Here is a 15167-nt window from a genome sequence, read left to right as displayed (position 1 = left end):
CCGATTCGGCGCAGTGGCGCTACCGGCAGGGCGAGCGCTCCGGCGGCGGTCACGGAGGATACTCAGAGCTCGCCGCTCGACTTCGCGAACATCTGTCCCGCGGCGGCGGCGACGCGGCGCAGGGTCGGAACATGCCGGCGGGTATCGATGCGCCCGGTAGCCCCCGCAATCGACAGCGCGGCGACTGGACGGCCTGCGGAACCGAACATCGGCACCGCCACACAGCTGAGCCCGCGTTGAATTTCCTCGTCGTCGAACGCGATTCCGTCGCGACGCACGCGTGCGAGTTGCAATGACAGCGCGGCCTCGTCGGTCACGGTGTGTGAGGTGAAGGGACGCAGCGTGGCGGCCGCGGTCGCTGCCGCGTCGCTGTCGTAGGCCAGCAGGACCTTGCCGACCGCCGTGCAGTAGGCGGGCGCGCGGCCGCCGATCCGGGAGGGGGACCGTATCTGGCGGTATCCGTACAGTTTCGCCAGATACAGCACGTCGGCGCCGACGAGCACCGCGAGATGCGTGGTTTCGTGGGTGCGTTCGTAGACGTCGGTGACGAACGGGATCAACCGATCTCGCAGTGCTTCGTGATCGGGCGTGTAGGCGCCGCGACCGAGTTCGTGCAGCCGCGGCCCCAGTCGGTAGCTCGTCCCGACCCGCTCCACCACGCCGTTGCGCTCGAGGATGCTCAGCACCCGGAACGCGGTCGACTTGTTGAGGTCGGCGCGTCGAGCGAGTTCGCTGACGCCGACCCCGGTGTTCGCCTGGTCGCGAAACGAGACCAGCAGGCTGATCGCCTTGTCGATCGCGGCTCGATCGTCGCGGACGGCGTGGGTGAGCGGCTTCGTCGTCATACGATCTCGTGCGTGAAGGAGTAGGCGTTCAAGCGTTCGCGGAGTTCGCCGAGGCGGTCCGGGACGGCATCGTTCAGGTCGATCAGTGCGTGTGCGCGGCCGCCGCGATCGGTCACCGTCACCTCGCCGGACAGGCGCGCGTCCCGGAGTTCCCGCAGCACAACATGATTGACCGAGTCGTGCGCAAGGGCGACTTTGTTCACCTTGCCGACCGCGGTGACCGGTATGGCCGGGATGGTGTGGATGAACTTCGGGACGGCGGCCGGTTCGGGTGCGTGCTGCGCGGCCCAGTCGCTGAGCTCGCGGTGATCCGGATCGGCGCCCGATCGAAGCACGAGGTAGGCGGCCGGGACTTCGCCCGAATGCGCGTCGGGACACGGAACCACTGCGGCCGCAACGACATCCGGATGAGCCAGCATCGCGTCCTCGACCAGGCGCGGGTCGATGTTGTGGCCGCCGCGGATGATGATGTCCTTGGCGCGCCCCGTGAGATAGACGAAGCCGTCCGCGTCGACCCTGCCGAGATCGCCGGTGATCAACCAACCGTCGACGATCACACCCGTGGGATCCGGGGCGGGACCGTCCGGCCCCGGCCGGAGATATCCGGGAAAGACGCTGGGGCCCTCGATCGCCAGTACGCCGACCTCACCGGGACCGCAGTCGCCGGACGGAAGTCCGTCCGTCCCGATTCGGACGGCCTTGACCTGCTGGTAGGGCAGGGGAAGCCCGATGGACCCCGGTTTGCCGCCGACCATCGGGCCGATGGTGTTCGCGCAGGTCGCCTCGGTGAGCCCGTAGCCTTCGATCATCGAAACACCGGTGGCGGACTCGAATTCGGCCCGGACCCGGCCCGGCAGCGGAGCCGCACCGACGATTCCGGCGCGCAAGCTGGAGACGTCGACATCGTTGGGGACCGGGGGCAGGGAGGCGTACACCGTCGGAACCGCCGAGAAGGTCGTGACCCGGTAGCGGTCCACGATTCGCCAGAAATCCGCCACTGCCGCGCGATCCCGGAACCCGAGGCTGCCGAGCGATACCACGGTGCCGCCCTTCAGGAAGGGTGCGAGGGTGGAGATGAGGATGGCGTTGACGTGGAACAGCGGCAGACCCGTCAGCACGACGGTGTCACCGCCGAATGCGCCGTGCTGCCCGAGCGCCCAGGCGATGTAGACCTCGCTCGCGTGGGTGTGCGGGGCCACTTTGGGCACTCCGGTCGTGCCGCCGGTATGGAAGTAGGCGGCGATGTCGGATGCGCCCGGCCGGTACTCGAAGGTGAGGGCGTCCGCGGGCCGGGAGGCGGCCAGTTGTTCGAAATCGCCGACCCAGTTGCCCGGCGCGGTGCGCACCGGCCCGCCGACGGAGACCAGCGCTCGCAGCGAGGGCAGCGCCTCGGCCACCGCGCACGCCTTGTCCCAGCTCACGGGATCGAGCGCGGGCGCGGGCGCGACGAGTATGTGTGCCTCGGTGAGACGCAGGATCTCGATGATGTGTTCGGTGGCGAGCATCGGATTCACCGGGTTGGCGATGCCGATGGCCTGTGCCCCGAGCAGCGCCGCGTAGGTCGTCCCGGTGTTCGGGAGCATGAGGCCGACGACGCCGCCGGGCTCGAGTCCCAGTGCGGCATACAGATTCGCGGCCCGAGTCGTCCGTCGAAGCAGTTCGGTGTAGCTCCAGGTCTCCGGTTCGTCCCAGCGGTTTCCGCCGGGTAGCAGATGGAGAGCGGGCTTCTCGCCGTGCCGTCGCGCGGATCGTTCCAGCAAGTCGTAGGTGGTGGCGGGCAGATCGCGGTCGGCGAGCGGCACATCGCCGAGTCGATCGATGCCGGGGCCGGCCTGCGCGAGGTCGTTGGTTACGGCGTTCACGCGGAGACCACCGAGTTGGTCAGGACGCCGATCCGCTCGACCTCGACCTCGACGATGTCGCCATGTCGCAGGAAACTCCCGGAGAACAGTCCGGCGCCGCGCGGGGTCCCGGTGCAGATCACGTCGCCGGGCAGCAGCGTCTGGTACTTCGACAGATGCGAGACGATCTCGGGAATCGAGTGGATGAAACTGCTCGTTCGATCGTCTTGGCGCAGTTCGCCGTTCACTCGGGTCTGGATACGCAGGTCGATCCGGTCGGTGAACTCGTCCGCGGTGACCAGGCACGGGCCGAGCGGTTTGAAGGTGTCGAAGCTCTTGGCGACGCCGATCGACGCGACCGCGTCGCCGGTCATGGCGCGGCGCTGGATGTCGCGCGCCGAGACGTCGTTCGCGACGGTCAGTCCCGCCACGTGATCCCAGGCGTCCTCGACCGGCACAGCGGTGGCCGCGCGTCCGATGACGACGGCGAGCTCGCCCTCGTAGTCCACTTCGGCGGCGGCGACCCCGGGCAGGACGATGGGGTTCATCGGTCCGGTCACGGCCGACCCCGCGGTGATCTGGAGGTTGGGTTCGGTGGGCATCTCGATGTCGGTGCGGCCGATGGCGGCGAACGCCGCCAAGGCTTCCTCGGCGTGGCTGGGGTAGTTGAGTCCGACGATCACGACCTTGCCCGGTCTGCGCACCGGAGCATGGAGCGTCGCGGTGTCCAAGGGGATGTCGCGGAGTGTTCCGGCCGCTCGCGCGGCGTCCAGGCCGGGGCCGTCGAGCAACTCGCCGAGATCGCGTTGCGGCAGGTCGAGCAGGGAGAGCACGCCCGCCCGGTCCTCGCGCGCGATTCCATCGTTGGTTGTGTACAGACGCATCTCGGTACCTCCGCGATCGATGGCGGCAACCTCACCGCTCTTGTCTGACAGTTAAGAGCAGTCATGACGCGCAGTCAAGAGGTGTTCGCGGGGCAGTAAGCTCACGTCATGCCCAGGAATCGACAGCAGATCCCGAAGGCCGAGCGTGAAGCGGCGGTCGTCGAACACGCTGTGGAACTGTTCGCCGCCAACGGTTACCGGGGGACGAGCGTGGCCGCGGTCGGCCGCGCCGCCGGTATCGCGCCCGCGGCGGTGCATTGGTACTTCCCGACCAAGGACGACCTGTTCGCCGCGGCGCTGACCTCGATCTTCGCCAGCGCAAGGGAGAGCGTGGAGGCCGATTCGGAGCTCGGCGGCGATCCGCGCAACGAGCTCGTCGGGCTGCTGGCCGCGGTGCAGCCGTACCGGGCGCTGCATCGCGAGGCGTACGAGCGGATGGCGGACTCGGAGTCGGTTCGGGTCGCCTACGAGCAGATCCAGCGATGGCTCGAGGAACGCCTGTTCGCCGCGATCACGAACCGGCTGCCCAAGGGCGCCGACGTGGCGCTGATCGCCGATGCGGGGCACGTGTTGTTCGAGGGGGTCCTGGTCAGCACGCGCCGCCTGGATCGACCGGTCGGCGATCTGATCGACCTGGTGACCGACGCGCTGGTCGCTTCCGCGACCGCCAAAGCCGCTCGCTGATGTTGTCGCCGCTGGTCGCGGCCATCTAGTTCGGTGATTCACCCGGGCGCGAGGCGTTCCGGGCCTGTGTGACGCCGCTGTCCGGGGCGTCGATCTTGTCGACCGCACTTGTTCGTCCGGCTGTTCGCCTAGGTGTGTCCGTCCTGCGCGGGCATCGGTCCGCGACAGCTCTTGACTGCCATTCATGAGCACGCTAGCGTGTCTCGAGTCACATTCAAGAGAGCTCTTCTCGCCACACCGTCCGGAGGTGCCAACGATGGCGTCACCCGTCAAACTCGCCCACATCGTGCTGCGAACCAATCGGCTGCAGGAGATGACCGACTGGTACCTGCACGTGCTCGAAGGCCGCGTGGCCTTCGCCAACGACATGTTGGCGTTCATGACCTACGACGACGAACACCATCGGGTCGCCTTCATCGCGACCGGTGCGTCGGAGCAGCCCACCGACGCGCACACCGGCATGCACCACATGGCCTTCACCTACGCCTCCCTCGGGGACCTGCTCGACAACTACAAGCGGCTGAAAGCCGATGGCGTGCAGCCGTTCTGGACCGTCAACCACGGTCCGACGATGTCGATGTACTACCAGGACCCGGACGGCAACCAGATCGAGTTGCAGATCGACAGTTTCGCCACCGACGAGGAGACGCAGGCGTTCTTCGAGTCCGACGCCTTCGTCACCAATCCGATCGGCGTCGACTTCGTTCCGGAAGAGCTGATCGCCCGATTCGAGGCCGGCGAACCGTTCGCGGAGCTGGTGAGCCGGCCGTGAGCGACGAACACATTCCGGTCCTGATCGTCGGCGCGGGCCCGGTCGGGCTCGCGACCGCGTACGTGCTCGGCAGGCACGGCGTGCGCAGCATCGTCTGCGACCAGTTCGACGACATCAATCCGCACCCGCGCGCGCATGTGGTGAACACGAGATCGATGGAGCTGCTGCGCCTTTGGGGCATCTACGACGAGATCATCGAGGACGCGGTCGATCTGAACTGCGGGCTCAGCTTCGTCTGGAAGCACACCGTCGCCGGTGAGGAGTTCGGGCGGATCGACCTCGCGGACGCACCCGAGGAGCATCTCGCGAGACGGCTCGGGTCGTCACCGGTCACCGTCGGCTCGTGCGCGCAGGATCGGGTGCAGCGGCGGCTGCTCGAAGCGGTGCACCGGCAGGGCATGGCCGACGTCCGCTACGGCGCGCGCGTCACATCCGTGCACGATCTCGGCGAGTCGGTCGATGTACGCGTCGAAACCCGCGAGGGGGAAGAGCGATTCGGCGTCGACTACGTCGTGGCCGCCGAAGGAGCGTCCGGAAAGATCCGGCGCGGCCTCGGCATCGAGATCGAGGGCGTTCCCGAGTTCGGGCATCTGATCAACGTGTACTTTCACGCCGATCTGTCGCGCTGGACGGACAAAGATCCCGCCCTGCTGTTCTGGGTGCTGAACACCGCCTCCCCGGGCGTGTTCATCCGCATGGGCGGCGATCGCTGGACGTTCCACCTCGGATACGACCCGGCTCGGGAGTCGGTGGCCGACTACACCGCGGAGCGCTGTGCCGACCTGATCCGGGGCGGGATCGGCGCGCCCGACCTCGACGTCGAGGTCCGCTCGGTCGGCACCTGGACCCTCGGTGCGAGCACGGCGCGGCAGTACCGCAAGGGGCGAATATTCCTCGCGGGCGATGCGGCGCACCGATTTCCGCCGACCGGCGGTCTCGGCATGAACACGGGACTGGTCGACGCGGACAACCTCGGGTGGAAGCTGGCCGCGGTGCTCAACGGCTGGGCGTCCGAAACCTTGCTCGACACCTATGAATCCGAGCGCAGGCCCATCGCGGTGGCCAACGCGGAAAGCAGCATCGCCAACGCGGTGAAAATGGCCGATGCCGGTATCGGGCCCAACACCATCGACGTCGCCGCCCGGCTCGAGAGCTGGGATCCGGCGGTGGCCGCGGCCGAGCGAAAGCGATTGGCGGAGTCCGTCCCTGCGCAGCGTCCCCACTTCGACTATCTCGAGCTCGAGATCGGCTACGTGTACGGCGTCGGCTGTCCCTCGGAGGCGCAGGCGGACCCGCTCACCGTGGCGGTTCAGGGTGGCAGGCTCCCGCACGCGTGGATCAACAAGGACGGCGTCACGATCTCGACGCACGATCTCCTGGTGCCGGGGTTCACGCTCATCACCGGGCGTGACGGCGCTGCCTGGGGCGACGCTCTCGGCGAAATCGACACGAACGTCCCTGTCCAGGCATGCGTTCCGCGTCGTGACTTCGAGATCGCCGGACCCGGCCTGTGTGGGATCCCCGACGACGGCGCGATCCTGGTTCGCCCCGACGGGCACATCGCCTGGCGGGCGGATCGCATGTCCGCCACGCCCGTCCGGGACCTGGTGGTCGCGCTCGACGCCGCGTGCGGGGCGACCCACTCCGTCTCTTGACCGTCTCTCCGTTAGGAATTCCTCTGTCGTGACGAATCAATCAGCGCCGGTGGCGTCACCCCGTGACCGATATACCGTGCAACACGGGCGAGTTCATCTCACCGGAATCCAAGCGCTGGCAAGGATTCCCGTGGATCTGCGCCGTGCGGACGAACGAGCAGGGCGCCGCACCGCCTGTTTCATCTCCGGATACGAGGGCTCACCGCTCGCCGGATACGACACCGAACTCGAACGCCATGCCGCGTTGCTCGACCGGCACGACATCGTGTTCCGACCGGGCGTGAACGAGGAACTCGCGGCGACCGCCGTGCAAGGAACTCAGCTCGCCGCCATGCAATCCGACAAGCGCGTCGACGGCGTCAGCGCGATCTGGTACGGAAAATCCCCCGGGCTGGACCGCGCGGCCGATGCCGTTCGGCACGGCAACCTCATGGGCACCCATCCCGAGGGCGGGGTGCTTGCCCTGGTCGGCGACGATCCGGCGGCGAAGTCGTCGTCCGTGCCGGGAGCCTCCGAACTGCTCCTGGCCGATCTCGGACTGCCGGTGCTCTATCCGGCCGATCCGCAGGAGGCGCTCGACTTCGGCCTGCACGGCATCGCCATGTCACGCGCCTGCGGGTTGTGGGTGGCCATGAAGGTGGTGACCAACGTCGCGGACGGTTCGGGAACGGTGGATGTGGACCCGGACCGGGTCCGTCCGATCGTTCCCGACCTGACCGTGGACGGCGCCGAGTACCGGCACGAGGTGACCGGCCAGGTCCTGCAACCGGCGCTGGGTGTGCTGGAACGGAGCCGGGACGGCGCGCGCCTGGAGATCGCCCGCCGATACGCCGCGGCGAACGGGCTCAATCGCATCACGCAGTCCGGTCCATCGGACCGGGTCGGCATCGTCGCCGCCGGAAAGACCTTCCTGGATGTCCGGCAGGCCCTGCGCGCCTTGGGATTCGACGACGACGAGCTGGCGCTGCGAGGCGTGCGACTGCTCCAGCTCGGCATGATCCACCCGCTCGAGCCGACCGTCGTCGACGAGTTCGCCGACGGACTGTCCGAGATCATCGTCGTCGAGGAGAAGCGCGCACTCATCGAGACGGCGGTGAAGAGTCTGCTCTACGGCAGGCCCGACGCGCCCGCGATCTCGGGCAAGCAGATGCCCGGTGGCGCAGCGCTTTTCCCGGCCGACGGAGAATTCGATCCCGACATCGTCGCGACCCATGTGGCCGCGCGGCTCTCCGAAATCGGTGGCTTTCCCACGGTCGACGACTGGCTGGGGAAGTCGCGCCGCCGTCGTGGTCCGATCGCGCTGCCGCTCGTCACCCGGACACCGTACTTCTGCTCGGGCTGCCCGCACAATATCTCGACGAAGGTCCCCGCCGGGGCCACCGTCGGCGCGGGAATCGGCTGCCACGCCATGGTGACGCTGATGGATGCCAAACAGGTGGGCGAGGTGGCCGGGATGACCCAGATGGGCGGCGAGGGCGCCCAATGGATCGGCATGGCGCCGTTTCTGGAGCGCGACCACCTCATCCAGAACCTCGGCGACGGCACCTTCCACCACTCCGGCAGCCTGGCGATCCGGGCCGCGATCGCGGCCGGAGTCGACATCACCTACAAGCTGCTCTACAACTCGGCCGTGGCCATGACCGGTGGGCAGCAGGCCGTCGGGCTGATGACGGTACCGGCCATCTGCGAGGCCATGGTCGCCGAAGGAGTCGCCCGCATCATCGTCACCACCGACGATGTCAAGAGCTATCGCAGAACGAAACTCCCAAGCAGAGTGGAAGTCTGGCATCGTGACCGGCTGATCGAAGCCCAAGAGGTCCTCGCGGGCACGCCCGGTGTCACCTTGCTCGTCCACGACCAGGAATGCGCGACCGAACTGCGGCGCAAACGCAAGCGCGGGCTCGCGCCAGAGCCGGCGCAGCGAGTCGTGATCAACGAACGAGTGTGCGAGGGCTGCGGAGACTGCGGCGAGAAGTCGAACTGCCTGTCGGTGCAACCGGTCGCCACCGAGTTCGGGCGCAAGACGCGAATCGACCAGTCCTCGTGCAACAAGGACCTCTCGTGCTTGTCGGGCGATTGCCCGTCGTTCATCACCGTGGCGCCCGCGGGGAAGCGCGCCGGTCGGACCGGGGCGCCGCTGCTCGACGCCGACGCCCTGCCGGAGCCGGTATACGCGCTCGTCGGAACCCACACCACGCGCATCACAGGCGTGGGCGGGACCGGTGTGGTCACGCTGGCGCAGGTGCTCAGCACCGCCGCGTCGCTGGCCGGTCGCCATGTCCGCACCTTGGACCAGACCGGCCTCGCGCAGAAGGGCGGAGCCGTCGTCTCGGACCTCAAGATCTCCGCCGACCCGACCGACCAGGCCGGGAAGGCGGCGGCCGAGGAGTGCGATCTGTATCTCGGATGCGACATCCTGGTCGCCGCCGAGGAACGGCATCTGGCGGCGGCGAGCGCCGAACGGACCACCGCGGTGATCTCCACCAGCGAGGTGCCGACCGGGCAGATGGTCATCGACACCGCCGTGGGTTTCCCCGACGTCGGACCCATCCGGGACGCCTTGCGTGCGACGACGCGCGAGGCGATCTTCCTCGACGCCCGTCACGCGGCACACGCCTTGGTCGGCGAGGACCAGTACGCCAACTTCCTGCTTGTCGGCGCGGCAGTGCAATCCGGTTCGTTGCCACTGTCACCCTCGGATGTCGAGCACGCCATCACCCTCAATGGCGTGCAGGTCGAGGCCAACGTTCAAGCGTTCCGTTACGGCCGTCTGTCCGTCGCGGATGCCGCGGCTTTCGAGGCCGCGGTGGCGGAGAAGTCACCCGTCGATCGCACGAATCATGCACTGTCGCACGGAGTTCGGCAGGTGATCGCCCAGGTGACGTCCGGTCGGGAGACCGAGTTGACGCGATTGGTCACCGTCCGTATCCCCGACCTCGTCGGTTACCAGAGCCTTTCGTACGCAAGGGAATACAGTCGGTTCATCGAGCACGTGCGGCGGCGTGAAGACGAGCGGATTCCCGGTTCGACCGCGCTCACCGAGTCGGTTGCCAGGTACCTCTACAAGCTCATGGCCTACAAGGACGAGTACGAGGTCGCCCGGCTGTCGGTCGACCCCGCCCTGCGTGCGGCCATCGAAGCGGAGTTCGGGCCCGGCGCCCGCATGTCGTACCGCCTGCACCCGCCGATCCTGCGGGCGATGGGCCTGCGGAACAAGATCGAACTCGGTCCGTGGTTCCGGCCGGTGTACCGGCTGCTGACGGCCATGCGCCGGGTCCGGGGCACCAGGTTCGATCCGTTCGGAATGGCCGAAGTGCGCAAGCAGGAACGCGCGCTGATCGCCGAGTACCGTGCGCTGGTCGAGGAACTGCTGGCGGAGCTGCGACCCGAAAACCATGCTCTGGCTGTCGAAATCGCCGATCTGCCGGACATGATTCGCGGATACGAATCCATCAAGCTGGCGAATGTCGATCGCTATCGCGCCCGAGTGGCTGAACTGTTGGACACCTACCGCGCCGCCCAACCGGTGGTTGGTGTGGCGTAGTGCCTCGTCCGGAGTCGACCTGGCGGTGTTGCGCCACTTCCACCGGTGTTGCCGGTGGAAGTGGCGGAATGGCCGGTGAGGCATGACCGCCGAAGTGCGATTCCGATCCGAGAGTGATGTGTACCTGCGGATTTGGCTGGCCGACATCGCATTCGACTATTGGGCCGATGTCGCGGCGATACCCAACTTGGTCCGTGATTGGCGGAAAAAGCGTTGGTGCACGATCGAATTGATCCAGCACGCTATCGACGACTGTCGGCTCTTGCCGCGCCTGCCGTGTGAACGGTTGTTTCTCGGGCCCTGATCGGCTGCGGCCCGCCACGGCAAAACGCCGGGCGGGCCGTCTGGTTGGCGCGGTCAAGCTGTCAGGACGCGATTGCTGAGCATCCCGACGCCTTCGACTTCCACGTCCACGACATCTCCGTTCCGGAGGAATCGCTCGGTGAACTGACCCGCGCCGCGCGGGCTCCCGGTGGCGATGACGTCTCCAGCTTCCAATGTCTGATAGCGCGACAGGTACGCGACCAGCTCCGGGATCCGATGGAGGAAGTTGCTCGTCCGATCGTCCTGGCGCAGTTCACTGTTCACCCAGGTGCGGATACGCAGGTCGAGGGGTTCGGTGAACTCGTCGGTCGTTGCCAGGCAGGGGCCGATGGGCTTGAACGTATCGAAGCTCTTGGCGATCGCGATCGAGGCGATGGGGTCGCCCGCGTACGCGCGGCGCTGGATGTCGCGGGCGGTGATGTCGTTGACCACGGTCAGCCCGGCGACGTATCGCCATGCTTCGTGTGCGCCGACATCGGTGGCACGGTGGCCGATCACCACGCCGACCTCGCCCTCGTAGTCGACGTGGCCGGGCGCCACCGCGGGCAGAACGATCGGCCCGTCGTGCGCGGCCGCCGCGGATCCGGCCGTGACTTGGACATTGGGCTCGGTCGGCAGCGTCACGTCGTGGCGTCCGGCTTCGGCGAACTTCTCCAGCGCTTCCTCGGCGTGACTGGGGTAGTTGAGGCCGACCGCCAGAATCTTGCCTGGGCGCGGCAGAACGGGGCGGAGGTTCGCTCGGTGCAGCGGCACGACCTGTCTCGGCCGTGCCGCCGCGGCGAGCTCGATCCCCGGTCCGCGCACAAGTTCGCCCACATCCGCGAACGGGAGGTCGAGCACGGTGAGTACACCGGTGCTGTCCTCTCGGGCGATGCCCTGGTCTGTGGTGTAAAGACGCATGATGTCTCCTCGGCGAAGCTTTGCGGTGAGTGCGGGTCGGTCAGCTCGGGAGCGATTGGAGGAACGACAGCAGTGCGGTGTTGACCTCGTCCGGTCGCTCCGCCTGAATCCAATGACCGGCCCCGTCGAGGAAGGTGGCCGTCCCCATTGCCTCCGCCGCGGCACGGAAGCCGGGGAAGTGCAACACCGTGTCGGCGGTGCCGCCGATATAGCCGCAGGGCACGGGCAGTGCGGCGGCGTGCCAAGGGGCGGTGAGCTCCCAGTTGCGATGGAACACCCGGTAGCCGTTGAGGCCGCCGCGGAATCCGCTGCGGGAGTAGGCGGTCGCGTAGACGTCGAGGTCGGCGTCGGACAGGAAGCCGATCGCGCCCACGGGTGCGGGCAGTCCGTCGATCAGGGTGCCGCCTTCCGGCACGGTCATGAGGAAGGGGGTGTGCGGATTCTCGCCGGAGTTGGCGTAGACGATGCGCCGCAGGCTTTCGGTGACGTCGCGTTCGAGATCCTGTTCGGCGCGGCCGGGTTCCTGGAAGTAGACCATGTAGAAGCCGGGCGGCACTGCGCCGTCGAAGGATTCGAGAATGCTGAGCGGCCCCCTGGGGATGTAGGGAACGGAAAGCCCCATCACGCCGCGTACTCGATCGGGCCGCATCAGGGCGGCGGTGTAGGCCGTCGACGTGCCCGCGTCGTGGCCGACGAAAGCCGCTCTGCCGATGCCGAGTTCGTCCATCAGGCCGATGACGTCACCGACCGTGCGGCATACGTCGTAATCCTCGATGTTCGCCGGTGCGTCGGACTCGCCGTGACCGCGCATGTCCAGGGCGATGGCCCGGTAACCTGCCTGCGCCAGCGCGGGAAGCTGATGGCGCCAGCTGTACCAGAGTTCCGGAAACCCGTGACACAGGATGACGGCCGGGCCTTCGCCGGCCTCGACGTAGTGCAGTCGGATGCGATTGACCTCGACATAGTGATGGCGCAGGTCGGTCATTGTGTTCTCCTCGTGAAGGATTCGGCAGTCTCGACAGCGGGCCTCACGCCCAGCGGACGACGTCCTCGTGGGTGAGACGAGGCAGCCGCTCGCGCCACGCGTTCTCGCCGGGATGTCCGATGTTCACGACGAGGATCGATCGCCAGCGGCCGTCGGAGAAGAACGCCGAATCCACTCCGGCGCGGTCGAATCCGCCCATCGGGCCTGCGGCGAGACCGACGCTGCGCACAGCCAGAACGAAGTAGCCCGCCTGTAGCGCCGAGTTGAACTGGGCGGTGCCGGAGCGCAGATCCGCGTCGGCTTCGAAAAGCCCGGCCAGTTCGGGTTTGAACGGCAGCAGCGTCGGCACGTATTCGTGGAAACGGGTGTCCACCGCGAGGACGGCGACGGCCGGGGCGGCCTCGGTCTTGGCCTTGTTGGCCTCGTCCATGTGCTCGACCAGTCGCGCGCGGCCCTCGCCCTTGCCGACGAAGAGCACGCGCAGCGGCTGGGTGTTCGCCGCGGTCGGCGCCCAGCGGGCGAGTTCCCAGATCTCCGTCAGCTCGGCGTCGGTGACGGGGGTGTCGGCGAAGGTGTTCGCGGTCCGCGCCGTGGTGAACAACGCCGCGCGGGCGACGGGGTCGAGTGCGGGTGCGGTCACTTCGGTGACGAGTTCGGTCATGAGTCGGCGCCTCTCCATCGAGCCATTCTTGAACAACAGTTAAGAGCATCTCATGACTGTCGGTCAAGAGCTAGCCACGCAGGCCGAGTGTCCAAGTTTCTGGACACTCGGCGCCGTCGATACGGCTTGGCTTCGCTGGCATGACAGAAAGGCGCGGCATGACAGAAGGGCGCGGCGTGGCTGGAATCGAAGGACGCTCGATCATCGTGACGGGCGGCGCAAGTGGCATCGGCGACGCCGAGGCCGCCATGTGGCTGCTGTCCGACGCGTCGTCCTTCGTCACCGGCGTGACCCTGCCCGTCGACGGCGGCTACACGCTGTACTGAACCCGTAGCTAGAGGCCCTTGTCCACGCGGGGCGTGGGCCTCACTCGCTCGTGTCGTCCACAGCCCGGGCAAGTTTCGATCGGCCGTGAGTCTGAAATAGAGTCCGTGCAAGATCGGATTGCGTTTCGATGTTCACGGCTAGGGGGAAGAGTTCATGGCACTGTCGCGGCGACGGTTCTTGGCGGCGTCGGCGGTCGGTGGGGCCGCGGCCGTGGTGGGAGCGCCGGAGGCGGGGGCGGCGGACGTGCGGGTGGTGGGGGCTGGGGATCCGGAGTATCTGTCGTTGGTGATGCGCGGGTACAACCGGCGGTTCACGGCGCGGCCGGAGCAGATCTATGTGCCGACGTCGGCCGAGGAGGTGCGGGTCGCGGTGACGCGGGCGGTTGCGGCGGGGTCGCGGCTCGCGGTGCGGTCGGGCGGGCACTGTTTCGAGGATTTCGTCGACTCGGCGCAGACCCGGACGATCGTCGATCTGGGTCGGATGAACCAGGTGCGCTGGGACGAGGAGCACCGGGCGTTCTCGGTGGACGCCGGTGCGGAACTGGGCGCGGTGTACGAGGCGCTGCACCAGCGTTGGGGCGTCACGGTTCCGGCGGGGATCTGCCTCGGGGTCGGCATGGGCGGGCATGTCAGCGGCGGCGGATACGGACCGCTGTCGCGGCGGCTCGGGTTGGTCGCCGATTACCTGTACGGGGTCGAGGTCGTCACGGTCGACGCCGATGGTGCCGCCAAGGTCGTGCTCGCGACCAAGGACGGGCCCGACGCGGACCTGTGGTGGGCGCACACCGGCGGTGGCGGCGGCAATTTCGGTGTGGTGACGCGGTTTCTGCTGCGCTCGCCGCGGTCGGACGGTGCGGACCCGACAACGGCGCTGCCGAAACCGCCTGGCGCGATGCTGAATTCGCGAGTGATCCTCCCGCTGATGAGCGAAGCCGCGTTCGTGCGGCTGCTGAGTAACTATCTGGCGTTCTTCGAGCGGTACAGCACGCCCGACAACCGGTTCGCAGGGCTATACGCGCCGTTGAGTTTTCGGACGGTCGGCACCGCGTTCGCGCAGCTGCTCGTCCTGCTGGATGCCGATTCCGCTGATGCCCGAGCGCAATTCGACGAATTCCTCGGCACGGTGCTGGACGGCGTGGACGCCGTTCCGGTGGTGCAGCCGGTCGCGCAGCTGTCGTATGCGGACACGGTGGCGCAGGTGTACTACCCGAAAGGCCCGCTGACGCCTCGGGTCAAGGTGAAGGCCGGTTATCTGCGGCGCGCGTACTCCGAGGATCAGCTGCGGGTCTTCTATCGGTATCTGACCGATCTCGCGGTGCTCGGCGAGACGGAGGTCGAGTTCCTGCCCTTCGGTGGGGCCATCAATGCCGTCGCCCCCGATGCCGCGGCTATTCCCGCACGAAATTCCTTCGCCCAGATGCTCATTCACGCCGCGTGGCGACTACCCGACGGCGACGAGCAACACCTGCGCTGGTCGCGCGAGCTGTTCCGCGAGGTGTACGCGGCGACCGGCGGCGTCCCGGTTCCCAACGCGGACAACGGCGGCAGCTACGTCAACTACCCCGACCCCGATTCGGCGGACGCGCGCTGGAACACCTCCGGCGTGCCATGGCACCGCCTGTATTACGGCGACAACTACCCGAAACTGTTGCGCGTCAAGCAGCAGTGGGATCCGCGCGGCGTCTTCCAGCACGCCCTGTCGATCGGTCGGCCGGACTGGTAGCACCCAGCCCCACATCGTGCTCG

The 15167-nt window shown here is 67.7% G+C and carries 13 protein-coding genes; 7 read left to right on the top strand and 6 right to left on the bottom strand.

The features are described 5' to 3' along the window. Nucleotides 1–62 precede the first annotated feature (62 nt). Genes ACRWNM_RS27930 through ACRWNM_RS27920 form a run of 3 tightly spaced genes read right to left on the bottom strand, consistent with a single transcriptional unit; the run spans nt 63 to nt 3570 of the window. Nucleotides 63–845 carry an IclR family transcriptional regulator gene (locus tag ACRWNM_RS27930; RefSeq protein ID WP_431971080.1) on the bottom strand — a complete coding sequence of 261 codons (783 nt, stop codon included), beginning with the start codon at nt 843–845 and terminating at the stop codon, nt 63–65. Next, on the bottom strand, nt 842–2707 hold the full coding sequence (locus ACRWNM_RS27925; RefSeq protein WP_431971079.1) for an acyl-CoA synthetase: 1866 nt from the start codon (nt 2705–2707) through the stop codon (nt 842–844). The genes ACRWNM_RS27930 and ACRWNM_RS27925 overlap by 4 nt, the downstream gene beginning before the upstream one ends. After that, complete coding sequence (locus ACRWNM_RS27920) at nt 2704–3570, bottom strand: fumarylacetoacetate hydrolase family protein (protein ID WP_431971078.1); 867 nt, start codon at nt 3568–3570, stop codon at nt 2704–2706. The genes ACRWNM_RS27925 and ACRWNM_RS27920 overlap by 4 nt, the downstream gene beginning before the upstream one ends. A gap of 171 nt (nt 3571–3741) precedes the next feature. On the opposite strand from ACRWNM_RS27920, the gene ACRWNM_RS27915 reads away from it, so the two are divergent. The 5 genes from ACRWNM_RS27915 (at nt 3742) to ACRWNM_RS27895 (ending at nt 10529) form a co-directional block, all read left to right on the top strand. Then, nucleotides 3742–4254, top strand: a complete 513-nt coding sequence (locus ACRWNM_RS27915; protein WP_431971139.1) for a TetR/AcrR family transcriptional regulator — start codon at nt 3742–3744, stop codon at nt 4252–4254. A gap of 256 nt (nt 4255–4510) precedes the next feature. Beyond that, nucleotides 4511–5026 carry a VOC family protein gene (locus ACRWNM_RS27910; RefSeq protein WP_431971077.1) on the top strand — a complete coding sequence of 172 codons (516 nt, stop codon included), beginning with the start codon at nt 4511–4513 and terminating at the stop codon, nt 5024–5026. Continuing rightward, the gene (locus ACRWNM_RS27905; protein WP_431971076.1) at nt 5023–6681 is read left to right on the top strand and encodes an FAD-dependent monooxygenase; all 1659 of its coding nucleotides are present in this window, start codon (nt 5023–5025) and stop codon (nt 6679–6681) included. The genes ACRWNM_RS27910 and ACRWNM_RS27905 overlap by 4 nt, the downstream gene beginning before the upstream one ends. Before the next feature lie 28 nt (nt 6682–6709). Next, nucleotides 6710–10225 carry an indolepyruvate ferredoxin oxidoreductase family protein gene (locus ACRWNM_RS27900; RefSeq protein ID WP_431971138.1) on the top strand — a complete coding sequence of 1172 codons (3516 nt, stop codon included), beginning with the start codon at nt 6710–6712 and terminating at the stop codon, nt 10223–10225. Between the two features lie 82 nt (nt 10226–10307). Next, entirely contained in the window at nt 10308–10529 is a 222-nt protein-coding gene (locus ACRWNM_RS27895; protein WP_431971075.1) for a hypothetical protein, read from the top strand. Between the two features lie 53 nt (nt 10530–10582). Here ACRWNM_RS27895 and ACRWNM_RS27890 read toward each other — a convergent pair whose 3' ends face one another. Genes ACRWNM_RS27890 through ACRWNM_RS27880 form a run of 3 tightly spaced genes read right to left on the bottom strand, consistent with a single transcriptional unit; the run spans nt 10583 to nt 13095 of the window. Then, entirely contained in the window at nt 10583–11449 is an 867-nt protein-coding gene (locus ACRWNM_RS27890; RefSeq protein WP_431971074.1) for a fumarylacetoacetate hydrolase family protein, read from the bottom strand. Nucleotides 11450–11489: 40 nt separating this feature from the next. Next, nucleotides 11490–12434, bottom strand: coding sequence for an alpha/beta fold hydrolase (locus tag ACRWNM_RS27885; RefSeq protein WP_431971073.1), 945 nt, complete (start codon nt 12432–12434; stop codon nt 11490–11492). A 43-nt stretch (nt 12435–12477) separates the two neighbouring features. Beyond that, nucleotides 12478–13095, bottom strand: coding sequence for a malonic semialdehyde reductase (locus ACRWNM_RS27880; RefSeq protein WP_431971072.1), 618 nt, complete (start codon nt 13093–13095; stop codon nt 12478–12480). Nucleotides 13096–13253: 158 nt separating this feature from the next. Here ACRWNM_RS27880 and ACRWNM_RS27875 point away from each other — a divergent pair, with 158 nt between their 5' ends. Together ACRWNM_RS27875 and ACRWNM_RS27870 are read left to right on the top strand one after the other, a co-directional pair. Then, nucleotides 13254–13421, top strand: a complete 168-nt coding sequence (locus tag ACRWNM_RS27875) for an SDR family oxidoreductase (RefSeq protein WP_431971071.1) — start codon at nt 13254–13256, stop codon at nt 13419–13421. Between the two features lie 154 nt (nt 13422–13575). Then, on the top strand, nt 13576–15144 hold the full coding sequence (locus tag ACRWNM_RS27870; RefSeq protein ID WP_431971070.1) for an FAD-binding oxidoreductase: 1569 nt from the start codon (nt 13576–13578) through the stop codon (nt 15142–15144). The last annotated feature ends 23 nt before the right edge of the window (nt 15145–15167 follow it).

The sequence above is a fragment of the Nocardia sp. bgisy134 genome, from assembly GCF_965341865.1.
In the GTDB taxonomy this organism is placed as follows: Bacteria; Actinomycetota; Actinomycetes; order Mycobacteriales; family Mycobacteriaceae; genus Nocardia.
Note: the sequence above shows the minus strand (reverse complement) of the source record. Positions and strands in the feature narration are given on the sequence as shown.